Genomic DNA, 25202 nt, shown 5'->3' on the forward strand with positions numbered 1-25202 from the left:
CTTTTCGCGGTGGCGTTGCCGCCCCGGTTCTTATTGCTTTTCGAAGGCCACGCTGATCATCAGCTTCACCTTGTCCGACACCATCGGGACCGCGTAATCGACGCCGTAGTCGGACCGCATGATTTCCGTCGTGCCTTCAAAGCCGATCGTTTCGGCTTCACTCATCGGATTGGCGCCGGCGCCGGTGAACTTCGCTTCGATCGTGACCGGATTGGTCCGGCCGTTCATCGACAGCTGGCCGGAAATGATCGCCTTCGTACCGCCGCCATAGACGGTCACGCCGGTCGACTGGAACCGCGCCATGCCGGGATCCGCCCCAAAGAAATCGGGGTCCCCGCCATCGCTGCCCGGGCGGAGCAGGTGCTCGCGCAGCCCTTCGCTCGGCACGGCGACGCTGGCGATGGGGACGGACACGTCCACCTGCGCAGCGGACGGGTTGGCCGGATCGATGGTCAGCGTGCCTTCGGCATCGCCGAAGGTGCCGTAATAGTCGTTGAATCCGAAATGGTTGACGCTGAACGCGACCAGCGAATGGCCGGGATCGGTGGCGTAGGTGCCGGCCGTGACGCGCGAGACGTCCATGGCGCCAGCCTGCTGCGCGCCATCCGAATGGTTGTCCGCGATCGCCGGGACGCTGGCGACGGCGACAGTGGCGAGGACAAGGCTGGACAGGGCGATCGATTTACGCATCGAGGGTCTCCGGTTCGGGTTTTGGCGAAAAGGTTCCCACCCTAATCGCTTAGCATTTGGCAATGTTCCCGGAGGCCGGCCCTTTAAGTGGCGGGCGCGCGTCAGCGACGCGTGAGCGCTTCCTCGCTCTCCGCCATCAGGGTCCCGATGATCTGCGCCGCCGGCTCCTCTTCCTTCACCATGCCGACGCTTTGCCCGGCCATCAGGCTGCCGCTTTCGACGTCGCCGTCGATGACCGCGCGGCGCAGGGCACCCGCCCAGTAATGTTCGACCTGCAGCTGCGCCTCGGCCATCGCGATCTCCTCGCGGTCGAGCGTGCCGGCGATTTCCCGCTGCTTGGCGGTGAATTCTTCCGTGCCCTTGTTCTTGAGCGCGCGAACCGGGATGACGGGCAGGCGCGCATCGACCTGGACGCTGGCGACCGCGTCGCGCGCGCTGGCACGGAAGAACGCCTTCTTGAAATCGGGGTGGGCGATGCTTTCAGTCGCGCAGGCGAACCGTGTGCCAAGCTGCACGCCGCACGCGCCCATTTCAAGGTAACCGGCAATCGCGGAACCGCGCCCGATACCGCCGGCGACGAACACCAGGTGATCGGCCGACAGTTCGGGGAGGATTTCCTGTGCCAGAACGCTGGTGGAAACAGGGCCGATATGGCCGCCCGCTTCCATGCCTTCGATTACCAGCGCGTCCGCGCCCGAACGCAGCAGTTTCTTCGCCAGCGCCAGCGTCGGCGCGAAGCAGATCACTTTGGCTGGGTTGGCCCCGCCCTTGATTGCTTCCACGCTGCCCTTGGGCGGAATGCCGCCCGCCAGCACCACATGCGTGACGCCGTGCTTCTCGCACACGGCGATAAGGTCGAATAGATCAGGGTGCATCGTGATCAGGTTCACGCCGAACGGCCGGTCCGTCATCGCGCGCGTCGCGGCGATTTCCGCATCCAGCAGGTCGGGCGTCATGGCCCCGCACGCAATGACGCCGAAGCCGCCGGCATTGCTGATCGCGCTGACGAGGTTGCGCTCGCTCACCCAGCTCATCGCGCCGCACATGATCGCGTGCTCGCTGCCCAGGAATTCGGTGCCGCGGGCCATCAGCGCGCGTGTCTTGGAAAGATCGGTCATGGCCGCGCGGGTTAATGGCAGGGTTTTCCGGCGGCAAGAGGGCTTGGCGCGGCAGGCTGCCTGCCCGAGCCGCGACGGGCGGAACCGGGGCCCGCCACCGCCATTGATATTTTGCAGGCCCGGACCCGATCAGCCGCCGGCGAGCGGCGCGGCTTTCAATCGGCTGGATCGATTAGCCTGAATGGAGTTAATTGCTTTGATCGATGAAAGGCCGGGCGTAGAGTTCGCCCATAACAACCCCCCGACCCCGCTTGAGGAGAGATAACGATGGATGCTGAAACTGGTTCGATTTCCGGCGGCTGCCCGTTCACCGGCGGCGGCGACATGCGCAAGCTGTTCGGCCGCACCAACCGCGACTGGTGGCCCGACAGCCTCGACATGTCCCCGCTCACGCAGGACGGCCGCACGGTCGATCCGATGGGCGACGATTACGATTACGCGGAAGCCTTCAACGCGCTGGACTACAACGCGCTGAAGGCGGACCTGACCGCGCTGATGACCGATAGCCAGGAATGGTGGCCGGCTGATTACGGCCACTACGGCCCGTTTTTCATCCGCATGGCATGGCACGCGGCCGGCACCTATCGCACCGGCGACGGTCGCGGCGGCGCGTCCAGCGGACAGCAGCGTTTCGCCCCGCTCAACAGCTGGCCCGACAACGGCAACCTCGACAAGGCGCGGCGCTTGCTGTGGCCGATCAAGCAGAAATACGGGAAGAACATTTCCTGGGCCGACCTGTTCGTGCTCACCGGCAATGTCGCCATCGAATCGATGGGCGGCCCGGTGTTCGGCTTCGGCGGCGGGCGCAAGGACGTGTTCGAGCCGGAGACGGTCTACTGGGGCAGCGAGGAGCAGTGGGTCGACGAAGGCGTCGAGACGCGCATCATCCCCGACGAGGGGAAGGCGCTCGAAGACCCGCTCGCGGCGATCCAGATGGGCCTCATCTACGTCAATCCCGAAGGTCCGGGCGGCGATCCGCACGATGCGGAAGGCATGGCCCGCGACATGCGCGAAACCTTCGCCCGCATGGCCATGAACGACGAGGAAACCGTCGCCCTGACCGCCGGCGGCCACGCCTTCGGCAAGTGCCACGGCGCCAAGCCCGCCGACACGTTCGGCAAGGCTCCGGAAGGCGAGAACCTGCACACCATGGGCTTCGGCTGGCTGACCGACCCCGAGGAAATCGGGAAGGGTCACATCACCACCAGCGGCATCGAAGGGGCGTGGACGCCCAACCCGACGCAGTGGGGCAACGACTATTTCCGCCTGCTCTTCAAGTACGAGTACGAACTGACCAAGAGCCCGGCCGGCGCCTACCAGTGGACGCCGATCGACCCGGAAGAAGCGGACATGGCACCCGATGCGCGCGACCCGAACAAGAAGGTCCCGACCATCATGACCACCGCCGACATGGCGCTGAAGCGTGACCCGGAATATCGCAAGATTTCCGAACGCTTCCGCGACGACCAGGCGGCGCTGGACGATGCCTTCGCCCGCGCCTGGTTCAAGCTGACCCACCGCGACATGGGGCCCAAGGTCCGTTACCTGGGCTCCGACGTGCCCGCCGAAGACCTGATCTGGCAGGACCCCGTCCCCGCCGGCAAGCAGGCATCGGACAGCGCGGTCGCCGACTTCAAGAAGGCGGTGCTGGACAGCGGCCTTTCGGTCAGCGAGCTGGTCAAGGCCGCATGGGCATCTGCCGGCACATACCGCCGGTCCGACCATCGCGGCGGCGCGAACGGCGCGCACATCCGCTTCGATGCGATCCGCAACTGGGCGGTGAACGATCCGGAAGAACTGACCCGGGTCCTCAACAAGCTGGACGATCTGCGCGGCGACATCTCGATGGCGGACGCCATCGTGCTGGGCGGCGCCGCGGCGATCGAGAAGGCGGCCAGGGACGGCGGTTTCGACATCAGCGTGCCCGTTTCCACGGGCCGCGGCGATGCGACCGAGGACCAGTTCGACGCCGAGAGCTGGGAGCCGCTGGAGCCGTTCGCCGACGGGTTCCGCAACTACCTGCGCACCAAGGCATCGGTGAAGACCGAGGACATGCTGATCGACCGGGCGGACCTGCTCGGCCTGTCGGTCCCGGAAATGACCGCGCTGCTAGGCGGCATGCGGGCACTGGGCGCGGTGAGCCACCATGCGGAGCACGGCGACAGCATCGGCGTCCTGACCGACCGGCCCGGCGTCCTGTCGAACGACTTCTTCACGAACCTGCTCCACATGGGCACTTTGTGGGAAGTGGTCGACGAGAGCGGCGACGAGGAGTTCGTCGGCAAGGAGCGTTCGACCGGCAAGGAACTGTGGCGCGCCACGCGCACCGACCTCGTCTTCGGGTCCAACTCGCAGCTTCGCGCCGTGGCCGAAGTCTATGCCGAGAACGGCAACGAGGAGAAGTTCGCGCGCGACTTCGTCAAGGCCTGGACCAAGGTCATGGAAGCCGACCGGTTCGACCTCGAATACGCCAAGTATCACTGATCCACACCGGATTGGATTAACGAACGGCCCCCGGCAGCGATGCCGGGGGCCGTTTCGTTTGTGCGGCAAAGGCGGTCACCCTGACCGCTTTTTCCGCGCGGACCGGTCCGGAACGCCATCGCATCCGGCGCGCTGTGAGGGTGAACCCCTGCATCCGAGGAACACCGCCCATGGCCGCCTACGACAATCTCGACCGCCTCCACATCGCCGGCCAGTGGCGGACCGGCAGCGGCGCGACACTGACCAATGTCTGCCCGTGGGACGAAAGCACCATCTTCGAGATGAAGGGCGCCACGAAGGACGACCTCGACGAAGCCTTTTCGGCCAGTGCCGAGGCGCAGAAGGAATGGGGCGCACTGCCGCCCGCCGCCCGCTCCGCCAAGATGCACGCGATCGCCGACGTGCTGGAAGCGCGCAAGGACGAGATTGGCGCATGGATCGTGCGCGAGGTCGGCGGCACGAAGCTGAAGGCGGCGCTGGAACTGATGCTGGTCACGCAGGTCGCGCGGCAGGAAGCCGCCGCCCTCCCCTTCATGGTCGAAGGCCTGATCCTGCCGGAAGACATTCCCGGGAAGGAAAGCCGCGCCTATCGCCAGCCGGCGGGCGTCGTCGCGCTGGTGTCCCCCTGGAACTTCCCGCTGCAGCTGACCGCGCGCACCCTGTTCCCCGCGCTCGCGCTCGGCAATGGCGTGGTCGTAAAGCCGGCGAGCGATTCGATCGTCACCGGCGGGACCGTGTTCGCCGCGATCTGTGAGGAGGCCGGCCTGCCCGAAGGCCTCGTCTCCGTCCTTCCCGGCTCGGGTTCGGAGATCGGCGACGCGTTCGTGCAGCATCCGGTCCCGTCGGTCGTCTCCTTCACCGGGTCGACACCGGTCGGCCGCGGGGTCGGCAAGGCCGCGCTCGATTCCGACCGGCTGAAGTCGCTGGAGCTCGAACTGGGCGGCAATTCGCCCATCGTCATCTTGGACGATGCGGATATCGACTACGCGGTCGAGGCCAGCGTCTGGGGCAAGTTCGTCCACCAGGGCCAGATCTGCATGATCGCCAATCGCATCGTGGTCGAGGACGCGGTGTATGACGAGTTCGCCGAGAAGTTCGTCGCGCGCACGAAGGAACTGGTTGTGGGCCGGCGCGAGGACCCCGCCTGCATGATCGGACCGATCGTCAATCGCGACCAGTTCGACGGGATCATGGAAATGATTGCCAAGGCGAAGGACGAGGGCGCGACCTGCGCGCTGGGCGGCGAGCCCGATGGGCTCGTAATCCCGCCCCACGTCTTCACCGATGTGGGCGAGGACAATTGCCTCGTCACCAACGAGATCTTCGGTCCCGTCGCCCCGATCCAGCGCGCGCGGGACGAGGACCATGCGCTGGAACTGGCAAACGCGACCGAGATGGGCCTGTCGAGTGCCGTCTTCAGCCGCGACGAAAAGCGCGCGCTCGCCTTCGCGCGCCGGATCGACGCGGGCATGACGCATATCAACGACCAGACGGTAAACGACAGTCCGTTCAGTCCCTTCGGCGGCGCCAAGAATTCAGGGATTGGCCGTTTCAACGGACGCTGGGCGGTGGACGCCTTCACCACGACCCACTGGATCAGCGTCCAGCACGAGCCGCGCCAGTTCCCCTTCAGCGCGGACGATATCGGCTAGATCCAGCCGCGATCCCGCAATTCGGACACCCGCGCCCGGCTGACCGGTGCGTCGATGCCGTTCGCCAGCACGAGGCGCACATTGCGCCCGTCCCGCTTCACGTCCTCCACCGCGTCGCGCGCGACCCACCAGCTGCGATGGACCTGTTCCCCCGCGATCCCGTCCAGTTCGGCTACCGCGTCGCGCATCCTGATGAGCACGAGTTCGGAACCCAGGGCGGTATGCGCGCGCACGTAATGGTCCTCCATTTCCAGCGCGAGCAGATCGCTGCCCAGCCGGGGCGGCAGGCGATCGAGGAAACGGGGACGTTCGGACGGAGGCTGAGCCGGAGAGGACTCCGGCAAAGGCACCCGTGTTTCAGCCGGCGCAGCATCGCCGGTCTCTTCCCTGGTCGCGGGTAGCAAATGAAAGACCGTCGTCACGATCGCGCCGACGACGAGGACAGAAACGTATTGGGCCAGCGCCACTTCCAGCGTCACGACCGCGCTGTCCCCGCGCCAGGTGTTCACGTGCCACACCAGTACCGACATCGGGACGGTGGCGATGGCCACGGCGGCGCCCCACAGGAACCAGGGGGGCAAGTCGAGCTTCGGGCCGAGGCCGACCACGATCGCGCCGATGGGCCGGTAGAAAGCGTATCCGGCCAGCGCCATGGCGATCCAGTACGCCATGCGTCCGGCCAGCCCCATGCTGCCGGTCCCCAGCGGACCCAGGAAACCCAGCAGCGCACCGATGGCGATCAGCACGCAGACATCGATGATGATCTGCCGCGCCAGCCGCGCGCCCCTGCCGTCCCCCATACGCTCCGTCCCCGGTTGCATGGCGCTATCCTAGCGCCCGTTCGCGCTTCGTGAAATGGCAAACCGGCGGAAAACCGCGCCATCCGCGAATGGCTGCGCCCGTTCGCGCAAGGCCCGTTGCCGGCGAACGGGCGTGCGGCAGGGTGACTCCATCATTCGTACCGGAGACCCGCCATGACCGCCGCCATCGTTCCCGCACCGTCCACCAATCCCCGGCCGGGCAACCGTAGCGCAATCGCGCGCAAGGGTTCGTTCGACATCGGCCCCGTCACCCGCACGATCGTCGGGCTGGTCTGCTTCACCATGACGTTCCTGTGCGTGGTGGCGCTGGGCAAGGCGGCGCTGGGCATGGTCGACAACCTGCATCACTACGCCAAGCTGCCGATCATCGTCCACGTCGCCACGGTGCTGCCGGCGATCCCGCTGGGCGGTTACCTGCTGCTGGCCCCCAAGGGCACGAAGCGGCACAAGCAGCTGGGCAAGATCTGGCTGCTGCTGATGCTGGCGACTGCGACCAGCGCGATCTTCATCCAGTCCTCGGGCGGGTTCAGCTTCATCCATATCTTCGTGCCCGTCACGTTCCATGCGGCATGGAAAGTCGTCGCCACGGCACGCAAGGGCGACATTGCGGGGCACAAGAAGCACCTGGTTTTCACCTACCTGGCCGCGCTGATGATCCCGGGCATCTTCGCCTTCGTCCTGCCGGGCCGCCTGATGAACGTGATGCTCCTGGGCTAGGCTCGCCCGACTATCAGGGCGTGGTCCGCGTACCCGAAGCGCCAAGCCAGAAGCCGGCATTGTAGGCGAGCCAGAGGATCGCGGGGATCGCCAGCACCAGCAGCACGATCTTGGCAACGCGCTTCGCCCGGGGGCTCACGATGCAGTGTCCTCCAGATCGGCATCGAGGCCGTAGGCGGTGTGGAGGACGCGGACGGCGAGCTCGGTCTCGTCCTCGTCGATCATCACGCTGACCTTGATCTCCGAAGTGGAGATCGCCTGGATGTTGATGCCGCGTTCGCTCAGAGCGCGGAACATGGTGGCGGCGACGCCGGCATGGCTCTTCATCCCGACGCCCACGACGCTGATCTTGGCGATGTGGCTGTCGGTGATGATACGGTTGAAGCCGATCTCGCCCCGCCGGTCCTCCAGCAGCGTCTGCGCCCGGGCGAGGTCCGCCTGCGGCACGGTGAAGGTCACGTCGGTCTCGCCCTTGTCGCGGCCCACGTTCTGGATGATCATGTCGACATTGATCGATGCCGCGGCGAGCGGCTGGAAGATTTCCGCCACCGCCCCGGGCTTGTCCGGCACGCGGGTCAGGATGATCTTCGCCTCGTTCTTGTCGTGCGCGATGCCGGTAACGTGCTGGCGTTCCATTTCGCCCCTTTCGATCATGGCGTTCATTTCGTCTTCGGACACGATCATCGTGCCCGGAAGGTCGTCGGCGGGCGTCGCGTCCTCGTCGTTGAAGCTGGAGAGGACCTGCAGCCGCACGCCTTCCTTCATCGCAAGCCCGACGGAGCGGGTCTGGAGGACCTTGGCACCCACCGATGCCAGCTCCAGCATTTCCTCGAACGTCACCGCCTTGAGCTTGCGCGCGCGGGACACGATGCGCGGATCGGTGGTGTAGACACCGTCCACGTCGGTGTAGATGTCGCACCGGTCGGCATCGATCGCCGCCGCGACCGCGACGGCCGAGGTGTCCGATCCGCCGCGGCCGAGCGTGGAGATGCGCCCGTCGGCGGAAATGCCCTGGAAACCCGGGATGACGGCGATGACGCCCTGTTCGAGCGATTCGAGCATGTCGGGCGCGTCGATATCCTCGATCCGCGCCTTGGCATGCGCCTCGATCGTGCGGACCGGCAGCTGCCAGCCGAGCCAGCTGCGCGCCTTGGCCCCCAGCCCTTGGAGCGTCAGTGCCAGCAGGCCGCTGGTCACCTGTTCGCCGCTGGAGACGACCACGTCGTACTCCGCCGGATCGTAGAGCGCGTGCGCCTCGCGGCAGAAGTTGACCAGCCGGTCCGTCTCGCCCGCCATGGCGCTGACCACCACCGCGACCTGGTTGCCGCCCGCGGCCTGCCGGCGCACGATTTGCGCGACGCGGCGGATGCGCTCGGTCCCGGCCATCGACGTGCCGCCGAATTTCATCACGATGCGTGCCACGTTGTGTGTTCGATCCCCGCTAGTCGCCAAGTCCGCGCGCTGTTACGGTCCGCCCATGGGCGATGCAACCGTAACTCCTGAAACCATCCGGCCGGACGAGGCCCGCCACTTCGGCATGCTGGCGCGCGAATGGTGGGATCCGAAGGGATCGTCCGCCATGCTCCACCGCCTGAACCCGGTGCGGCTGGGCTTCTTGCGCGAGGCGATCGACCTGCACTGGGGCGGCGATATCGAGAGCGTCCGCCCCCTTGCCGGCAAGAGCGCGCTCGACGTGGGTTGCGGCGCGGGCCTGCTGTGCGAACCGCTCGCCCGGCTCGGCGCGGACGTGACCGGCGTGGACGCCGCGCCCGAAAACGTGGCCGCCGCGGCCGCGCATGCGAAGGGCAGCGGGCTCGACATCCTGTACATGGCGGGAGAGGTCGGCGCGCTCGACATCGGTACCTTCGACCTCGTCACCTGCATGGAAGTGATCGAGCACGTGGCGGACAAGCCGGCCTTCGTCGCGGCGCTGGTCGCGCGGCTGGCACCTGAAGGCCTGCTGGTCCTGTCCACCCCCAACCGCACGCCGCAGTCGCGCCTGCTGCTGGTCGGCGCGGCGGAGGCCGTGGGCGCGGTCCCGCACGGCACCCATCACTGGGAGGACTTCGTCACGCCGGACGAGCTGGAGGCGCTGCTGACCGCCGCCGGGCTGACCGTGACGGAACGCAAGGGCATCGCCTACCGCCCTGCCAAGGGCCTGCACCTGTCGGACGACGAGAGCCTGAACTACATCCTCGCCGCGCGCCGTTAACGAGCCGGCCCTCCCGCTTCCATGATCTGGCGGACGAGGCCCGGGTCGTCGGTGAACACGCCGTCCGTCCCGATCCCGACCAGCAGCCGCACCATGGTCGCGACATCGCCCGTCGCGTTGTTGCCGGCATCGGTCTGGGCCATGGCGGGCAGGAAGATGTTCTCCTTGCGCAGGGTGAAGGCGTGGACGTCCAGCCCGCGCTCCTTCGCCGCGCGCAGCATCTCGCTGCCCTCGCCGTCTCCGATCACCATGCGCAGGTCCGCGCCGATCGCATCGGCGTAAGTGGCGATTTCGGCTACGCCCGCAGGGCTCGCCATCTCGATATAGCTCAGCTGCGGTTCGTCCGCCGGGCCGCCGTCGCTCTTCATCAGCTGCACCAGCCGGAACTCGCTGCGCTGCTTCAGACGGCGCAGCGGCCCGATCTCGAAGCATTGCAGGAACACCGGATCGTCCGGACGGACGCCCAGCCGGTCCAGTTCCAGCAGCAGCAGGTCGACCACGTCGATACCGGCATCCTGAAGCAGGAAGTCGGGATGCTTCAGTTCGGGATAGATCCCGATCAGCCGACCGGTCTCCGCCTCCTTCGCACGGACCAGCGTCACGATCTCCTCCAGCGTCGGCACCTGGTAGAGATCGTTGAAGCGCGTGTTGGCCGGCCGGATGGACGGCAGGCGTTCGCGCGCGCGCAGCGAGCGCAGTTCCGCCAGCGTGAAGTCTTCCGCGAACCAGCCGTTCAGCAGTTCCCCGTCGATCGTCTTGGACCGGCGCCGGTCAGCGAACTCCTCGCGCTCGGCCACGTCGGTGGTCTGCGAGATGTCGTTTTCGTGCCGCGCGACCAGTACGCCGTCCTTCGTCACCACCAGGTCCGGCTCGACATAGTCGGCGCCCTGGTCGATCGCGCGCTCGTAGGCGGCGAGCGTATGCTCCGGCCGTTCCCCGCTGGCGCCGCGATGCGCGATAATCAGCATGTCATCCTCCCCGATTGCGCGCAGGCCGTCCGGGTCCGCCGGGGCCACCGCACCAACCCGCTCGATCATCTGCGACGATGCCGGCACGGCCGCCAGCATCGCCCCGATTGCCGCCGCCAGAGCAGCCAGCCGCTTCAGCACAGCGCATCCTTCCATTCGCCTTCGGCAAAACCGACCAGCACCCGATCGCCCTCGTCCGTCTCAACCACGGGTCGCTTGATGAGGCTGGTATGTTGCAGCATGAGGTCGATCGCCTTCGCCCGGTCGATACCGGCCTTCGCGTCCTCGTCCAGCTTGCGGAAGGTGGTGCCGCGCCGGTTGAGCAGCGTCTCCCATCCGCACGCATCCGCCCATCGTTCCAGCGTCGCGCGATCCGCGCCTTCCTTCTTGTAGTCGTGGAAGGCGTAAGCGATCCCGTTGGCGTCGAGCCACTTGCGGGTCTTCTTTACCGAATCGCAGTTGGGGATTCCGTATATCCGGATGGTCATGGCTTCGGAGCACCTCGGGGCAGACATGGACCGCATGGACCACGGTCCTGGGGACAAAAAACCGGCCCGCCTTCCGCCGTTTCAGGCAGGACGAAAGTGGCGGGGAAGCGGGTCATGCGGGCGAGCCTAGCGCGCCCCTTGCGTGTAGGACAGAGCCACTTTCGCTCGCCGTGCCCGTATCAGGCTGGCGGCGCGCCGAGGCCGATGAGGGTCATCACCGCCGCTTGGCCGACCATCGTCGCCAGCCAGTAGAAGATGACGCCCCAGATCGTGCGCCACTTCACCCGCCGCACCCGCATGGTCACGATGAAGGCCGGGGCGACGAAGCCGATCCAGATCACCACCGCGCTGCCGATCGCCATCGTCCACTCGCCTGCCTGCGGCGGCGCCAGGATCAGCGCGCCCGCGAGGATCGAGGCGAACCAGAACTGGGCCGCCGCCACCAGGATCAGGGTTTCGGGCCGGGGCAGCGCGCGCCCGCGGCGGCGCAGGAATACCACGCCGATCAGCAGGCCGACCAGCGTGGCCGCGAGGATGGGCAGGAGGTTCTGCAATATGTAGATCATGCCGTTTCGCTTTCCCCCGGCATCGTGCCGGGACGCAGATAGGCGAACATGTGCGCCACGTAGTCCGCCTTGCCCAGTTCCACGTCGTTGGCGCGCAGGATGGCGTAGGCGGTCATCACGTGGAAGTAGAACTGGGGCAGCGCCCAGTCGCGCACATATTGCCCGGCCGTCAGGTCGAAGACCATGCCGGCGGGTATCGCATGGGCCACGGGCCGGTCGGGATCGTCCGGAACCGGTCCGGAGGCGAGGTCGCGCACGGCGTCCAGCGTCTCCGCGAGGCGGGCCCGTGCATCGGCCAGCGTGCCCGGCGCATCGCCGGCCATGCGTCCTTCGTCCAGCAGCGCCGCGACCTGCGGCGGAAACTCTTCGTCCCGCAGGCGGTGCATGCCTTCCAGCGCCTGGACGCAGGCGAAGCGGACCTGCGTCGCCAGCGGGAACATGTCGTCGGCCAGCCGCGCACCCGTCAGCGCGTCCGCACCGTCACTCTTTTCCGCCTTTTCGAGCCAGCCGGACAGCGCCCCGAGCATCTGGAGATAGCTGGGGGCGAGGAATTCGAGCAGTGTCATCGGCAGTCTTGGTCCCGGTTCGAGGGCGGATGGCGAGGGATTTCGCGACCTAGGCGTGGGCGTATCTTAACGATGGCTGAGGCGAAACCCCGTGCGCGACGTAGCGTTGCCCTGCAAGGCGCGGTCGATGCCGGTGAAAGGGCAGGTGAAAGGCGCGTCGATACAAGCCGTTTGAATAAAGCGATTTTTGCACGGGACCTTAATGGACATTGGTGCATTGTCGTTGCGGGGCCAATCCTACGCATTGAACGGAGACGAACGCCATGGCCGATGGCGATGACAGGAAAGCCAGGCTGAAGTCGTCCAACCAGGCGATGTCCGCGATTCAGAAGGACGCTAGCCGCGACCCGTTCGTCGGCTCGTCCGGCCTGCTGTTCGAACAGGCGATGGCGCAGACCCGCATGGCGGTGTGCCTGACCGATCCCAGCCTGCCGGACGATCCGATCGTCTTCTGCAACGACGCGTTCGAACGGCTGACCGGATATCGCCAGGAAGAGATCGTCGGCCAGAACTGCCGCTTCCTGCAGGGGCCCGACACGGACCAGGACCGCGTGACGCGCATTCGCGACGCGATCCGGGACGAGGAGGTCGTCGTCGTGGAACTGCTGAACTACCGCAAGGACGGCAGCAGCTTCTGGAACACGCTGCACCTGGGTCCGATCTACGACGAGAACGGCAAGCTCAAATATTTCTTCGGCAGCCAGTGGGACGTGACCGACATCCACCAGTCGCGGGCGGAGGAACGCCACGCGAAGGCGATGGCGCGCGAAGTGTCCCACCGCCTCAAGAACGTGTTCGCCGTCATCGGCGGCATCGTGAACATCACCGGCCGGTCCATGGGCACGCGCGACGTGGCGACCAAGATCAACGAACGGATCCAGGCGCTCGGCCGGTCATACGAACCGACGCTGGACGAAGCGATCCTGGGCACGATCCATGTCGGCGATTCGATCCGCGCGGTGCTCGGCCCCTACGATCCCGAAGGGGACCGCATCACCTTCCACGGCAACGGCGTCCGGACGGAGCCCAACGCGATTTCCGCGATCGGCCTGACGCTGCACGAACTGGCGACCAATGCGTCCAAGTACGGCGCGCTGTCCAATTCGGACGGCACGGTCGACGTGCGCTGGGAACATGTGCGCGACAAGCTGTCGCGCCGCTCGCTGGAAATCGAATGGAAGGAACGCGGCGGCCCGCCCGTGACCGCGCCCGATCCCGACAAGGGAACCGGTTTCGACATCGCCCACAAGCTGCTGTCGCATTCGAACGGCATCCTCGAAACCGAATGGGAAGAAGACGGGCTCCATGCCCGCATCATCCTCCCGATCTCGAACTGAAGAACCGGCACTCATGAAAATGTTCCTCGTCCTCGAAGACGAACCCCTTATCGCCATGGACCTGAAATTCGCGTTCGAGGACGCGGGTCATGAAGCGGTGACCACGTCCGATTGCAGCAATGCGTGCGAGGTGATTTCCGGAGGCAAGATCGCCGGGGCGGTGCTCGACGTGAACCTGGGCGAAGGCAGGACCTGCGAAAAGGCCGCGAACGAACTGCACCGGCGCGGCATCCCGTTCGTGCTGCACACGGGCGATCTCGACCGCGTCGGCGAATATCTGCGCGACCTCGACGCCCCGATCCTGTCCAAGCCGCGCGCCGCCAACCAGGTAGTGGAACACATCCTGCAAATGGCCAGCTGACTCCCGCGCGTCAGCGCGCCAGGTTTGCATCGGCGATAGCCACGGCGAGGGCGTCCGCCGCGTCCGCACCGGCTATGGCCGCGCCGGGCAGCAGGATCTTCAGCATCGCCTGGACCTGCGTCTTTTCCGCGCCGCCCGTGCCGACCACCGCTTTCTTGACCAGCCGCGCGGCGTGTTCGTTGACCGTCAGGCCACGCCCGTCATAGGCCGCGCCGCAGGCGGCCAGCACGCAGCCGCGCGCCTGCGCCAGCTTCAGCGTCGATTGCGGGTTCTTGTTGACAAAGACCTCCTCGCACGCGGCGCGGTCCGGCCGGTGGGCGGCGATCACCGCGGCCAGCGCCCCGTGGAGAGTCGCCAGCCGTTCCGCCATCGGGGCCTTTGCCGGCGTGGGGATCTGCCCGTTGGCGATGTGGGACAGGCGGCTGCCCTCGACCCGGATCACGCCCCATCCGGTACAGGACAGGGACGGATCGAGGCCGAGAATGATCGTCATCGCCATGCCGCCGCGCGCGCCCTGGCGGGTCAGGCGTCCAGCTTTTCCATGACCTCGTCGCTGATCTCGTAATTGCCCCACACGGTCTGGACGTCGTCGTCGTCGTCCAGCATGTCGATCAGCTTGAGCAGCGTGGCCGCGTTCTTCTCGTCCATGTCGACCGTCAGGTTGGGCTTCCAGGCGAGCTTCACGTTTTCCGGCGAACCGAGCGCCTTTTCCAGCGCGTCCGCCACGGCATGGAGGTCTTCCGCAGCGGTCCAGATCGTGTGGCCGTCGGCCGTGCTCTCGATGTCTTCCGCGCCGGCTTCCATGGCGGCTTCCAGCACCTTGTCCTCGCTCCCCGCATCCGCCGGGTACTCGATCAGGCCGAGCCGTTCGAAGCCGTGCGCGACCGAGCCTTCCTGGCCCAGGTTCCCGCCGTTCTTGCTGAAGGCGGTGCGGATGGAGGTGGCGGTGCGGTTGCGGTTGTCGGTCAGCGCCTCGACGATGATCGCGCTGCCGCCCGGGCCGTAGCCCTCGTAGCGCACTTCCTCGTAGTTCTCGCCGTCGGCGGCGGTTGCCTTGTCGATCGCGCGCTGGATATTGTCCTTGGGCATCGACTGCGCCTTGGCGGTATTGACCGCCAGCCGCAGGCGCGGGTTCATTTCCGGATCGGGCATCCCCGACTTCGCCGCCACCGTGATCTCGCGGCTGAGCTTGGAAAACAGGTTGGACCGTTTCTTGTCCTGGGCACCCTTGCGGTGCATGATATTCTTGAATTTGGAATGGCCTGCCATGGGACTTTCTCTGGGCTGAATGCACCATTTCGTAAGCGAGAATGGATAGCCGCCTTAACCCCATGACCATGCAAGCCTCAACCCTTCCCGAACATGTGCCGCCGCGCCAGTCCACGACCGGTGAATGGACGGCGTTCTGGCGCTTCGTCCGAAAGCCCACGATGCCGGCCCCCGGACGAGCGCCGATCGGGCGTGCCGCAAGCGGCATCGCGCGGATGGTATTGCTCGACTACCTGCTGATGATCGCGCTTATGCTGGTGGCCGGGGCGCTCGTGGCGGCGGGCGTTCCGATGCCGGAAAGCGACCTGGTGGGCGCGGACTGGGATGCGATGCTGATCGTCTTCGCGCTGGTGCTGGCGCCGCTGGGCGAGGAATTCGTGTTCCGCGGCTGGCTGACCGGACGCCCGGCGCTGGTCTGGAGCACGCTGGCGCTGGTCGCCGGCGGGCTGGGCGCAGTGCTGTTTGCCGGCACGCCGGTATTGGCGGGCGTGCTCGTGCTGGCGGGCATACTGGCGGCGCTGCTCGCCGCGATCTTCATGTGGAAGCGGCCGCGTTACGAGTGGAGCCCCCGGGTTTTCAAGGCGCTGTTCTGGACCAGCACGCTCGCCTTCGCGCTCGTCCACCTGACGAACTATTCGGAAGGCTCGCTGCTGGCCCTGCTCCCCTTCGTCCTGCCGCAATTCATCGGCGGGACCATCTTCGGCTATGTGCGCGTGCATTACGGCCTGTGGGCCAGCGTGATCGTCCATGCGCTGCACAACAGCGTGGTAGTGGCGATCGCGCTGTCGGCGATGTCGGCGGCGGAGCGGGCCGGCGGGGCCTAGCCCGATTTGCGCGAGCGTCGATGGCTCGCGAAGAAATCCCACAACACGCCGTTGTCGACCACCCAGCTGTGGCCGCCTTCGACTTCCATGCGGCTGACGACATCCGCGCCGTCCTCGCAGGCGCCGAAACGGTGTTCGTAGGTGTCTTCGTCGATCCAGGTGACGAGCGGGCCCCATTCGCAGCCGTTGAGCGCCGCCCAGCGGCGTTCGGCCGCCGGCATGGAGTAGCCCCAGCGCATGCCCTGCCCGCCCCAGAGCGGATTGGTCCTGTCTTTCGTGCCGGCAAAGGCGATGACCGGAACGGGATTGTCGGGCCGGCAGCTGGCCGGATCGACCTGCGCATGGTTTTCCGGGAGCGCCCGGCCGGCGCGCAGGCCCACGACCGGGGCGATCGCGGCGTAGCGGTCGCTGTCGGCACAGCCCAGCCAGGAGGTCATCCGCCCGCCGCCCGAAAGCCCGGTGGCATAGACGCGCTCCGGATCGACGCAGCCCTGCGCGACCAGCGCGTCCGCGATCCCGCCAAGATAGGCCACGTCGTCCCGGTCGTCCGGACCGGGTATTTCGCCGGCCACGGTCGGCACGCCCGGAATGTTCCAGGCGAAGCCGCGTTCGAGCGGTATGCCCGCATCGGGAGCGACCACGATGAAGCCTTCGGCGTCGGCCGTCGCGGCGAGCGCGCTGTCGCGCAGCATCGCGGCGCCGGTGCTGCCGCTGCCGTGGAGGAGGAATACGAGCGGGAGAGGTTCGCCGCCGGCGCGATAGGCGCTCGGCGCATGGACCGTTACCGCGCCCTGCGCCCCAGAAAGCGCGACCGATGCCGTCTCACCCGCGGCGGGCAATGCGCATTGTGCGGCCGCAGTGGCCGGGAACATGGCGGCCACGACCGCCAGACATATCGCTTTTCGCATTCCGATCCCCTCTTCTGGCGGCGCGGCTTTACCGCTTCGTAGCCGCGCAGGTCTACCCGTTCAGGACGATCCCGCCATTGGGATGCAGCACCTGTCCGGACATGTAGCTCGAATCCTCGCAGGCGAGGAACAGGAACGCGGGCGCGACCTCGTTCGGCTGCCCCGGACGCCCCATCGGCGTATCCTCGCCGAAATCGTCCATTTCCTGCGGCGGCTGGCCGCCCGACGGGTTGAGCGGCGTCCAGATCGGACCGGGCGCCACGGCATTAACGCGAATGCCGTCCTCGATGAGGTTTCCGCTCAGCGATCGCGTAAAGGCGGTGATCGCCCCCTTGGTGGAGGAATAGTCGAGCAGGATGGGCGCGCCCTTGTACATGGTCACGCTGGTGCAGTTTACGATCGCCGCGCCCTTCTTCAGGTGCGGGCGCGCGGCCTGCACCAGGTAGAACATGGAAAAGATGTTCGTCTGGAAAGTGCGCTGCAGCTGTTCGGTGGTGATGTCCTCGATATCGTAGTCGGGGTGCTGCTCGCCCGCGTTGTTGACGAGGACGTCAAGCTTGCCGAATTTCTCGATCGTCTCCTCGACCAGCTTCTGGCCGGTCTCCTCCTTGCCGAGATCGCCGCGGAAGGTGAAGGCCCGGGCCCCTTCCGCCTCGCACAGTTCGCGGGTCTTTTCCGCGTCCTCGTCTTCGCTGAGATAGGCGATCGCGACATCCGCGCCCTCGCGCGCGAACAGCACGGCCGTGGCCCGGCCTATGCCGCTGTCCGCCCCCGTCACGATGGCGCTCTTGCCCTTCAGGCGGCCGGAGCCGGGAAAGCGCGGCTGCCAGTCGGGCTTCTTGTCCATGTCCGCTTCGGAACCCGGCATGCGCGGCTCCTCGACGGTCGGTTCGATGAAGGCGGTGTCGGTCGCTTCGCGACTGCTGTCGGCGGGGCTGGTCATGGGGTTGCTCCTTGTATGGCTCTTACGAAGCCAAGGAGCGGGCCATGCGATCGTTCCGCAATCGACATTTGTCAGTCCGGCCGGCGGCTCCGGCCACCAACCGTGGGCGGGCCGTACCCACAGGGCTCAGCCCATGCCGAGCGCGGCCTTGTAGGTGTCGAGGATGGTCTCCTGCTCGCTGCGGTCGTCCGGCGTCATCTTCCTCAGGCGCACGATCTGCCGCATGATCTTGACGTCGTAGCCGACCGCCTTCGCTTCGCCGTAGACGTCGCGGATGTCGTCGGCGATGCCCTTCTTCTCTTCCTCGAGGCGTTCGATGCGCTCGATCAGCAGGCGCAGGCGGTCGTCAGAGGCTTCGGCCATCTCGTCAGGTCTCCGTTGGAATTGAGAATCGGTTGCCGGGTTCGATAGCGGCGCGTCCGGACAGCGTGAAGCCGCCTTTCCACAAGCTGGCGCGAGGTCCCTAGCGCAGGTCCGGCCGGTTCCTAGTGAGGCTCTTTTCCATCGCTTCGATCTGTTCCTGCGTGGCGGGCTGCTGCCGCGTCGCCTTCCATTCGTCCTGTGGCATGCCGTGGATCAGTTCGCGCGCCTGCGCCTTGTCGCCCGGATAGCCCGCATCGCGGATCCAGTCCGCAAGGCAATTGCGGCAGAACCCGGCAAGTCCCATCAGTTCGATGTTCTGCGCATCGTGCCGGTGCCGCAGGTGCCGGACGAGCCGCCGGAATGCAGCCGCCGCCACGGCATCGTCCAGCCGGTCCAGATCGTCGGCCGCGTCGGGTGTGGCATTCGTATCCATCGCGCAAATCCCTTGTCTTGCAATATGCCGCTGTCATAGCAGCCCCTATGGAAAAGCTCGACCCGAGGGGCCGCAAGGTCAAGATTCTCGCCACGCTCGGCCCGGCGAGCCGCGATCCCGACATGCTGCGCCGCCTGTTCAAGGCCGGAGCGGACGCCTTCCGCGTCAACATGAGCCATGGCGACCACGCGACCCACGCCGCCACGATCAAGGCCGTGCGCGACCTGGAAAAGGAATTCGGCCGCCCGATCGCGATCCTGTGCGACCTGCAAGGTCCCAAGCTGCGCGTCGGTACCTTCAAGGACAGTCGGGCCGTCATCCGCCATTCGGGACATTTCACGCTCGACCGCCGCGACGAGCCGGGCGACGAGACGCGCGTCTTCCTGCCCCATCCCGAGCTGTTCGGCCTGATGCAGAAGGGCCAGCGCCTGCTGATCAACGACGGCAAGATCCGCCTGCGCGTGATCCGGGCGGACGAGGACGAGATCCTGTGTTCGGCCGAAGTCGGCGGCGTCATCTCGGACCGCAAGGGCGTGAACGTGCCGGATGCCGAAGTGCCGATCCCGGCGCTGACGGAAAAGGACCGGCGCGATCTCGCCTTCGCGATGAGCCAGGGGGCGGACTGGATCGGCCTGAGCTTCGTCCAGCGGCCCGAGGATCTGGCCGAGGCCCGCAAGCTGATGGGCGGACAAGGATCGCTTTGCGCCAAGATCGAGAAGCCGAGCGCGGTGCGCCGGCTGGACGAGATCCTCAACCTGTCCGACGGGGTGATGGTCGCGCGCGGCGATCTGGGCGTGGAACTGGAAGCCTACGAAGTCCCGCCGCTGCAGAAGGACATCGTCAACCGGGCGCGGCTGGTTGGCAAGCCGGTGATCGTGGCGACCCAGATGCTGGAAAGCATGATCGAAAGCCCCGCCCCGACCCGGGCCGAAGTCTCCGACGTGGCGAACGCGGTCTATGACGGGGCGGACGCGGTGATGCTGAGCGCGGAAACCGCCGCCGGCGAATGGCCGGAAGAAGCGGTCACCATGATGCACCGCATCGCGAAGCAGGTGGAGGAAGACGACGGCTATCTTGCCCGCGTCCGCTTCCTCGACACGCCGCCCGATCCGACCACGGCGGACGCGCTGGGCCATGCCTGCATGACCATTGCCGACACGGTCCCGATCAGTGCGATCACGGTGTTCACCAGTTCCGGCAGCACCGCGCGCCGCGTGGCGCGCGAGCGGCCGAGCGTGCCGATGATGGTGCTGACCCCGTCCATGAAGACGGCGCGCCGGGTGGCGCTGCTATGGGGTGCACATCCCGTTGCCACCAAGGATATCGGCAGCTTCGAGGAGATGATCGGCAAGGGCAAGCGCATGGCGCTGCGGCACGGCTTCGGCCAGGCGGGCGGCAAGCTGGTGGTGCTGGCCGGCGTTCCGTTCGGCACGCCCGGGTCCACCAATTTGCTCCATGTCGTGACCCTGACCGGCGACGAGCTGGACCGCCACCGGGACTGACCGTCAGGTCGGCGCGATCGGTTCGTTCTGCGGCACGCCGCAGCGTTCCAGCGCATCGGCGACGGTCCGGTGGAACTCGCTGCGTTCCCCGCCATAGGGCTTCAGGCGCTCCGCCACCGGCTCGTGCGTTTCGGCGAAGCGGACGGTGATGTCGTCCTCGCTCAGTCGCTCGACCAGCCGGAGCAGCATCGCGGCCCCGCTCGCGTCCACGGCGTTCACCGCCCGCATGTCCAGCACCAGGCATTCGACGCCATCGTACCAGCCCAGCCGGGAGACGATCTGGTCCTCGCAATAGGCGCTGTTGCCAAAATAGATGGACCGGTCGATGCGGACCACGAGCACGGGCAGGGTTTGGATCTCGACATCGTCGCGGTCGTAGGAACGGTATGTCTCCCCGCCATCGTCGGTACCGACTCGCGTGACGCGGGGCACGGAGGAGAACCACAAATAGTGGATAAGGCCGAGCGCGGCCCCGATGCCGAGGCCAAAGCGGACGCCGAGCAGGAGCGTTGCCAGGAATGACAGGGCGATGATCGCCCCTTCCGTGCGGTCGTGCCCCCAGACCTGCCGCATGTCGCGCATCTTCACGAGCCCGAAGACCGCACTGATGACGAGTGCGGCCAGCGCGGTGCGCGGCAGGTAGGCGAGCAGCGGCGCCAGCAGGAACAGCACCGCCAGAACGCAGACCGAAGCGACGACCGAGGCTAGCGGGGTACGCCCCCCGCTGTCCTCGACCAGTGCGGACCGGCTGAGGCTGGCGCCGATGGCGTAGCCCCCGGTCAGGGCGGCGGCGATGTTGCCCGCCCCCAGCGCCACGGCCTCCCGGCTGGTATCGAGGTTGCTGCGATCGCGGCCGGCGAGCGACTTGGCGACCGCCGTGGCCGTGACGAAGATGATGATGGCAACGGCGAAGCTGCTGGGGAGCAGCTGTATCCAAAGCGCCATGCCCCCATCCGGGAACGAGAGGCGCGGCATGGCGGAATCGATCGCTTCGACGGTCGGCACGTCGTGCGGAACCATCGCCGCGACGCAGGCCGCGCCGACGATGATCGCGAGCGGCAGGGACTTCGCGATACCCTGCCGGTAAGGCGGATGCAGGCCGGCCTTCCAGAGCAACGGCTCTGCATAGCGATGCGCCAGCAGCAACACGATGAGCGCCGCGACGCCGATAAGGGCGGTCGTCGCATCGAAGCCGGGCAGACCCTGCCACAGGCCCGCGAGCGCATCCGGCAGGTTCCCTGCGCGCCCCGCCTCGATCCCCAGGAGCGTCGGCAGCTGGCTCGTGGCGATGAGAACCGCGGCAGCGGCGGTGAAGCCCAGCAGCACGGGTTCGCTGATGAAATTGACCAGCCTCCCCAGCCCGAGCGCGCCGAGGACGACCAGCATCGCGCCCGCCTGCAGGCCGATGATCATGGCAGCTGTCAGCGGCTCTCCTCCGGCGGACGTCGCCGCCTCCGCGATCACGAGCGAAACGAGGGCCACGGGTCCGGTGGAAACGAAGGCGCTCGTCCCAAACAGGAGATACAGCAGCGGCGGAAGCAAGGAAGCGTAGAGCCCCGTTTCCGGCGGCAGCCCGGCAAGTTGCGCATAGGCCATGGCCTGCGGTACAAGCAGGATCGAAAGTACCAGTCCGGCGATGACGTCCTTGCCGATCGATTCCGGGTCGAACCGGCCGATCCGTCCCGTCTTCGGTTTCAACGCGTCGCCGACCATGCCGCTCCTTCCTTGCCGACCCAACCTACGGGAAGGGCATTCGGTTGCAAGGACGGCAATTGTCGGGTTTGGCGGGAGGCCGCGCGTCAGTCCTCCGGGCTGGCAGCGGCCCGTTCGAGCCGCGCGCGCGTTTCTGTCTCGCCGATCAAAGGCAGCAGCTCGCCCATGTCGGGGCCATGATCCATGCCCGTCAGTGCCTGGCGCAGCGGGAGGAACAGCGCCTTGCCCTTGCGTCCGGTCTGCTCCTTCAGCCGCCCGGTCAGCGATGCCCAGGGATCGTCACCCCACTCGAGACCCTGCGCGGCGACCGCGAGGTAGCCACGGTCGTCCGCTTCGAACGCGATCTCTGCGACAGGTCCGGTGACGAGCCGCCACCATTCGGCAGCCTCGCCGATGGTCGAGATGTTCGGCCGGATCGCGTGCCAGCCCGCCTTGTCCATACCCTCGGGCAGGCGAGCGGCCACATCGTCGTAGTCCAGCCGGTGCACGATCGCAGCGTTCAGGCGATCCAGCTCCGCATCGTCGAAACGCGCCGGCGCGCGGCTGAAGGTCGAAAGATCGAACCCCTCGACCAGCACCCGCCGGTCGGCGATCGGCTCGACCGGCTGCGAGGTGCCGAGCCGCGCCAGCAGCGCGACCAGCGCTGCCGGCTCCAGCCCGCGTTCGCGGAAGGCATCGCAGCCCAGCGAACCGAGCCGTTTCGATAGCTTGCCCTCGGCGCCGACCAGCAGTGCCTCATGCGCGAAGCGCGGCATTTGCTGCGCTTCGTGCTGCGCAGCAAGAAGCGCGGTAAACATCTGGATCTGCACTGCCGTGTTGGACACATGGTCTTCGCCCCGCAGCACGTCGGTCACGCCCATGTCGAGATCGTCGACCGCGCTCGGCAGCATATAGAGCCAGCTTCCGTCCGCCCGGCGGATGACCGGGTCCGACAGCTGCGCGGCATCGAATTTCTGCGTTCCGCGGATGCCGTCTTCCCACACGATCGGTTCGTCATGATCCAGCTTGAAACGCCAGTGTGGCGCAACGCCCTCGGCGTCCTTCGCCGCGCGCTGTTCGTCGGTGAGATCAAGCGCGGCGCGATCGTAGATCGGCGGCTTGCCCCGGCCGAGCAGGATCTTGCGCTTCAGTTCCAGTTCCTGCGCCGTCTCGTAAGCAGGATAAACGCGGCCCGCAGCCTTCAGCCGATCGAACGCGGCATCGTAGAGGGCGAGCCGTTCGCTTTGCCGCGCCTCGCCGTCGGGTTCCATGCCGAGCCAGGCAAGGTCCTGCCGGATCGCGTCGACATACTCTTCGCGGCTGCGCTCCGCGTCGGTATCGTCGATGCGCAGCAGGAACCTGCCGCCGTCCCTTCGTGCCAGCATCCAGTTGTGAAGCGCGGTCCGGATGTTGCCGACATGCAGGCGGCCGGTCGGCGAAGGGGCGAAACGGGTGGTTGTCATGGCGCTTGCGCGTAAAGCGGGGACGGGGCAGGAACAAGTCGTTTGCAAGGGGAGGAAGGCAACGATGGTGATCCGTGTTCTCGTCGCGCTGGGTGCAAGCGCGCTGGCCCTGGGTGTTCCGGCGGTTTCGGCAGCGCAGGATGCCACCCCGGCGATCGACGGTGTCGCTGCCGAAAAGGCTTGCAAGAAGCTCAAGGGCAAGGCGGCACAGGATCCGACAAAGCTGGAAGCGTGTCACAATGCCGGCCGGGCGTACGGCACGGGGGACTACGGCGTCAGCGAGCGCAGCGCGGCGCTTTCCGAAGAATACCTGGCCAAGGCGTGCAATGGCGGGCTGGGCAAATCCTGCAGCCTGCTGAGCTGGTACTATCTCGACAACAGTGCCTACCAGACGGACGCCGCGGTTTCCCGCAAATGGGACGAGAAGGGCTGCGAAGTGGGCGATGCGACCGCGTGCAGCGGCATGGGCTACTGGCTCGGCGAGGACGGCGACATAGAAGCGGCGAAGCAGTATTACCGCAAGGCCATCGAGTTGCGGCCGGACTACGAGTACGCGAAGAAGAAGCTCGCCGAGCTGGAGGCGAAGCAGGCCGACTGATCGCAAGGCGAGCGCCCGGACGAAGCGCTCACTGGGTGTAGAGCGTGATGCTGGTGCCCTCGCCTTCCAGCACGATGGCATTCGTTGGGGTCCGCCGCGCACTCACCGCATTGTCCAGCGCGGCGATCGCCGCATCCTCCACCGGTTCTCTCGCCCTGTCGCACAGTTCCTTGTCGACCTTGCGGGTTGCCAGTTCACCGTCCCGCAGGGCGTAGCTCCATTCCGGCGCGAGGCAATCCGACTGCAGCATGATCGCATCGGCATCGATCGACACGGTCATGCCCCAAGGCAGGTCGACCTCGTTGCCGCCTGCTCCCGCTACCCGGTATTCCCCTTCGAGGCTGGCCGGTATGTCCGATGGATCCGCGGCGGGCGCCGTTTCGGGAACCCCGGATGGTAGGGTAGCCTCCCCTTCCGGAGGCCCGGCTTCCGGTTGACACGCGGTGGCCGACAGACAGCCGACAATGAACAGATATCGGATCATGGGGAGAACCTAGCAGACCCGGTGCGGGGGCCGTCCAGCGAAAACGGGCGACGGAACTCTCGCTGCGCGCATCCGTCCTGAAGGCATACCCCGAACCCGCAACGGACAGAGACCTTTCCATGACCAGAATACTCGTGCTGTACTATTCCTCCTATGGACACACCGAAGCGATGGCCGACGCCGTCGCGCAGGGGGCGCGCGACGAAGGCGCCGAGGTGACCGTCGCCCGCGTGCCCGAGACCGCGCCCGACGAAATCGTCGAGCAGGCGGGCTTCAAGACCGATCACGACCACCAGACGATCGAACCCGAAGATCTGCCGGATTACGACGGGATCATCGTCGGTTCGCCCACGCGCTACGGCCGCCTGACGTCCCAGATGGCCGCGTTCTGGGATCGCACCGGACCGATCTGGCAGGAAGGCAAGCTGGTCGGGAAGATCGGCGCCAGCTTCACCTCGACCGCGTCGCAGCACGGGGGCCAGGAGACGACCCACGCCTCGCTGCAGAACAACCTGCTGCATCACGGCATGATCATCACCGGCCTCGATTACGGATACGAGAAGCTGGTCGATTTGAGCGAGGTCGCCGGTGGATCGCCCTATGGGGCATCGACCATTGCGGGCGGCGACGGCAGCCGGCAGCCGAGCGAAACCGATCTGGGCGGCGCGCGCTATCTCGGCGCGAAGGTCGCGCGGATCGCCAAGAAACTCGCCGGATAGGCCGTCGGGAAAGCCGGCACGAAA

At 66.8% G+C, this 25202-nt stretch carries 28 protein-coding genes; 10 read left to right on the top strand and 18 right to left on the bottom strand.

Annotation, left to right across the window (positions count from 1 at the left end):
- Positions 1-30: 30 nt before the first annotated feature.
- Both AB1K63_RS08675 and AB1K63_RS08680 read right to left on the bottom strand, forming a co-directional pair.
- Positions 31-690, bottom strand: coding sequence for a YceI family protein (locus AB1K63_RS08675; protein ID WP_366959706.1), 660 nt, complete (start codon positions 688-690; stop codon positions 31-33).
- A gap of 101 nt (positions 691-791) precedes the next feature.
- A complete protein-coding gene (locus AB1K63_RS08680; RefSeq protein WP_366959707.1) occupies positions 792-1808 on the bottom strand; it encodes a nitronate monooxygenase in 1017 nt (338 codons plus the stop codon).
- Between the two features lie 267 nt (positions 1809-2075).
- Here AB1K63_RS08680 and katG point away from each other — a divergent pair, with 267 nt between their 5' ends.
- Complete coding sequence (gene katG / locus AB1K63_RS08685) at positions 2076-4292, top strand: catalase/peroxidase HPI (RefSeq protein WP_366959709.1); 2217 nt, start codon at positions 2076-2078, stop codon at positions 4290-4292.
- A gap of 170 nt (positions 4293-4462) precedes the next feature.
- Entirely contained in the window at positions 4463-5944 is a 1482-nt protein-coding gene (locus AB1K63_RS08690) for an aldehyde dehydrogenase family protein (RefSeq protein ID WP_366959710.1), read from the top strand.
- Here AB1K63_RS08690 and AB1K63_RS08695 read toward each other — a convergent pair.
- Positions 5941-6765 carry a LytTR family DNA-binding domain-containing protein gene (locus AB1K63_RS08695; RefSeq protein ID WP_366959711.1) on the bottom strand — a complete coding sequence of 275 codons (825 nt, stop codon included), beginning with the start codon at positions 6763-6765 and terminating at the stop codon, positions 5941-5943. The two genes, AB1K63_RS08690 and AB1K63_RS08695, sit on opposite strands and share 4 nt — an antisense overlap.
- 153 nt (positions 6766-6918) lie before the next feature.
- On the opposite strand from AB1K63_RS08695, the gene AB1K63_RS08700 reads away from it, so the two are divergent.
- Positions 6919-7482: a DUF2306 domain-containing protein gene (locus AB1K63_RS08700; RefSeq protein WP_366959712.1), complete on the top strand. Its 564-nt coding sequence runs from the start codon at positions 6919-6921 to the stop codon at positions 7480-7482.
- 13 nt (positions 7483-7495) lie between these two features.
- Here the strand turns inward: AB1K63_RS08700 and AB1K63_RS08705 are convergent, their stop codons facing one another.
- Both AB1K63_RS08705 and AB1K63_RS08710 read right to left on the bottom strand, forming a co-directional pair.
- Positions 7496-7621: a hypothetical protein gene (locus tag AB1K63_RS08705; RefSeq protein ID WP_366959713.1), complete on the bottom strand. Its 126-nt coding sequence runs from the start codon at positions 7619-7621 to the stop codon at positions 7496-7498.
- Positions 7618-8889: an aspartate kinase gene (locus tag AB1K63_RS08710; RefSeq protein ID WP_366960672.1), complete on the bottom strand. Its 1272-nt coding sequence runs from the start codon at positions 8887-8889 to the stop codon at positions 7618-7620. Before AB1K63_RS08710 ends, AB1K63_RS08705 begins: the two co-directional genes overlap by 4 nt.
- A 70-nt stretch (positions 8890-8959) precedes the next feature.
- Between AB1K63_RS08710 and ubiG the strand changes: the two genes are divergently transcribed.
- The gene (gene ubiG / locus AB1K63_RS08715) at positions 8960-9694 is read left to right on the top strand and encodes a bifunctional 2-polyprenyl-6-hydroxyphenol methylase/3-demethylubiquinol 3-O-methyltransferase UbiG (RefSeq protein WP_366959714.1); all 735 of its coding nucleotides are present in this window, start codon (positions 8960-8962) and stop codon (positions 9692-9694) included.
- On the opposite strand, the gene AB1K63_RS08720 is transcribed toward ubiG, so the two are convergent.
- From AB1K63_RS08720 to AB1K63_RS08735, 4 genes are all read right to left on the bottom strand, one after another.
- Positions 9691-10662, bottom strand: a complete 972-nt coding sequence (locus tag AB1K63_RS08720) for a glycerophosphodiester phosphodiesterase family protein (RefSeq protein WP_366960673.1) — start codon at positions 10660-10662, stop codon at positions 9691-9693. The two genes, ubiG and AB1K63_RS08720, sit on opposite strands and share 4 nt — an antisense overlap.
- Before the next feature lie 134 nt (positions 10663-10796).
- Positions 10797-11150, bottom strand: a complete 354-nt coding sequence (locus AB1K63_RS08725) for an ArsC family reductase (RefSeq protein ID WP_366959715.1) — start codon at positions 11148-11150, stop codon at positions 10797-10799.
- A gap of 179 nt (positions 11151-11329) precedes the next feature.
- A complete protein-coding gene (locus AB1K63_RS08730) occupies positions 11330-11716 on the bottom strand; it encodes a hypothetical protein (protein ID WP_366959716.1) in 387 nt (128 codons plus the stop codon).
- The gene (locus AB1K63_RS08735) at positions 11713-12282 is read right to left on the bottom strand and encodes a DUF1993 domain-containing protein (protein WP_366959717.1); all 570 of its coding nucleotides are present in this window, start codon (positions 12280-12282) and stop codon (positions 11713-11715) included. Before AB1K63_RS08735 ends, AB1K63_RS08730 begins: the two co-directional genes overlap by 4 nt.
- A 263-nt stretch (positions 12283-12545) precedes the next feature.
- On the opposite strand from AB1K63_RS08735, the gene AB1K63_RS08740 reads away from it, so the two are divergent.
- Positions 12546-13619: a PAS domain-containing protein gene (locus AB1K63_RS08740; protein ID WP_366959718.1), complete on the top strand. Its 1074-nt coding sequence runs from the start codon at positions 12546-12548 to the stop codon at positions 13617-13619.
- A gap of 13 nt (positions 13620-13632) precedes the next feature.
- Positions 13633-13980: a response regulator gene (locus AB1K63_RS08745; protein ID WP_366959719.1), complete on the top strand. Its 348-nt coding sequence runs from the start codon at positions 13633-13635 to the stop codon at positions 13978-13980.
- A 10-nt stretch (positions 13981-13990) separates the two neighbouring features.
- Here AB1K63_RS08745 and ruvC read toward each other — a convergent pair whose 3' ends face one another.
- Together ruvC and AB1K63_RS08755 are read right to left on the bottom strand one after the other, a co-directional pair.
- Positions 13991-14473, bottom strand: coding sequence for a crossover junction endodeoxyribonuclease RuvC (gene ruvC, locus AB1K63_RS08750; RefSeq protein ID WP_366960674.1), 483 nt, complete (start codon positions 14471-14473; stop codon positions 13991-13993).
- A 29-nt stretch (positions 14474-14502) separates the two neighbouring features.
- A complete protein-coding gene (locus tag AB1K63_RS08755) occupies positions 14503-15249 on the bottom strand; it encodes a YebC/PmpR family DNA-binding transcriptional regulator (RefSeq protein WP_366959720.1) in 747 nt (248 codons plus the stop codon).
- A gap of 62 nt (positions 15250-15311) precedes the next feature.
- Here AB1K63_RS08755 and AB1K63_RS08760 point away from each other — a divergent pair, with 62 nt between their 5' ends.
- The gene (locus AB1K63_RS08760; protein ID WP_366959721.1) at positions 15312-16073 is read left to right on the top strand and encodes a CPBP family intramembrane glutamic endopeptidase; all 762 of its coding nucleotides are present in this window, start codon (positions 15312-15314) and stop codon (positions 16071-16073) included.
- Here the strand turns inward: AB1K63_RS08760 and AB1K63_RS08765 are convergent.
- From AB1K63_RS08765 to AB1K63_RS08780, 4 genes are all read right to left on the bottom strand, one after another.
- On the bottom strand, positions 16070-16981 hold the full coding sequence (locus tag AB1K63_RS08765; RefSeq protein ID WP_366959722.1) for a PHB depolymerase family esterase: 912 nt from the start codon (positions 16979-16981) through the stop codon (positions 16070-16072). The genes AB1K63_RS08760 and AB1K63_RS08765 overlap by 4 nt on opposite strands.
- Before the next feature lie 52 nt (positions 16982-17033).
- Positions 17034-17849: an SDR family oxidoreductase gene (locus AB1K63_RS08770; RefSeq protein WP_366960676.1), complete on the bottom strand. Its 816-nt coding sequence runs from the start codon at positions 17847-17849 to the stop codon at positions 17034-17036.
- A gap of 201 nt (positions 17850-18050) precedes the next feature.
- Positions 18051-18287: a DUF2312 domain-containing protein gene (locus tag AB1K63_RS08775; RefSeq protein WP_366959724.1), complete on the bottom strand. Its 237-nt coding sequence runs from the start codon at positions 18285-18287 to the stop codon at positions 18051-18053.
- 100 nt (positions 18288-18387) lie between these two features.
- Positions 18388-18720 (bottom strand): DUF1244 domain-containing protein, encoded by a 333-nt coding sequence (locus AB1K63_RS08780; protein WP_366959725.1) that lies wholly within the window; start codon positions 18718-18720, stop codon positions 18388-18390.
- Positions 18721-18767: 47 nt separating this feature from the next.
- Between AB1K63_RS08780 and pyk the strand changes: the two genes are divergently transcribed.
- Positions 18768-20222, top strand: a complete 1455-nt coding sequence (gene pyk, locus AB1K63_RS08785) for a pyruvate kinase (protein WP_366959726.1) — start codon at positions 18768-18770, stop codon at positions 20220-20222.
- 3 nt (positions 20223-20225) lie between these two features.
- Here pyk and AB1K63_RS08790 read toward each other — a convergent pair whose 3' ends face one another.
- Positions 20226-21935, bottom strand: a complete 1710-nt coding sequence (locus AB1K63_RS08790) for a SulP family inorganic anion transporter (RefSeq protein ID WP_366959727.1) — start codon at positions 21933-21935, stop codon at positions 20226-20228.
- 86 nt (positions 21936-22021) lie between these two features.
- Positions 22022-23377 carry a glutamate--tRNA ligase gene (gene gltX, locus AB1K63_RS08795; protein ID WP_366959728.1) on the bottom strand — a complete coding sequence of 452 codons (1356 nt, stop codon included), beginning with the start codon at positions 23375-23377 and terminating at the stop codon, positions 22022-22024.
- 64 nt (positions 23378-23441) lie between these two features.
- Between gltX and AB1K63_RS08800 the strand changes: the two genes are divergently transcribed.
- Complete coding sequence (locus tag AB1K63_RS08800) at positions 23442-23975, top strand: hypothetical protein (protein ID WP_366959729.1); 534 nt, start codon at positions 23442-23444, stop codon at positions 23973-23975.
- A 28-nt stretch (positions 23976-24003) separates the two neighbouring features.
- On the opposite strand, the gene AB1K63_RS08805 is transcribed toward AB1K63_RS08800, so the two are convergent.
- Positions 24004-24459: a hypothetical protein gene (locus AB1K63_RS08805; protein ID WP_366959730.1), complete on the bottom strand. Its 456-nt coding sequence runs from the start codon at positions 24457-24459 to the stop codon at positions 24004-24006.
- A gap of 119 nt (positions 24460-24578) precedes the next feature.
- Between AB1K63_RS08805 and wrbA the strand changes: the two genes are divergently transcribed.
- Positions 24579-25178, top strand: a complete 600-nt coding sequence (wrbA, locus tag AB1K63_RS08810) for an NAD(P)H:quinone oxidoreductase (RefSeq protein ID WP_366959731.1) — start codon at positions 24579-24581, stop codon at positions 25176-25178.
- Positions 25179-25202: the final 24 nt, after the last annotated feature.

Source organism: Qipengyuania sp. JC766 (genome assembly GCF_040717445.1).
Lineage (GTDB): Bacteria > Pseudomonadota > Alphaproteobacteria > Sphingomonadales > Sphingomonadaceae > JC766.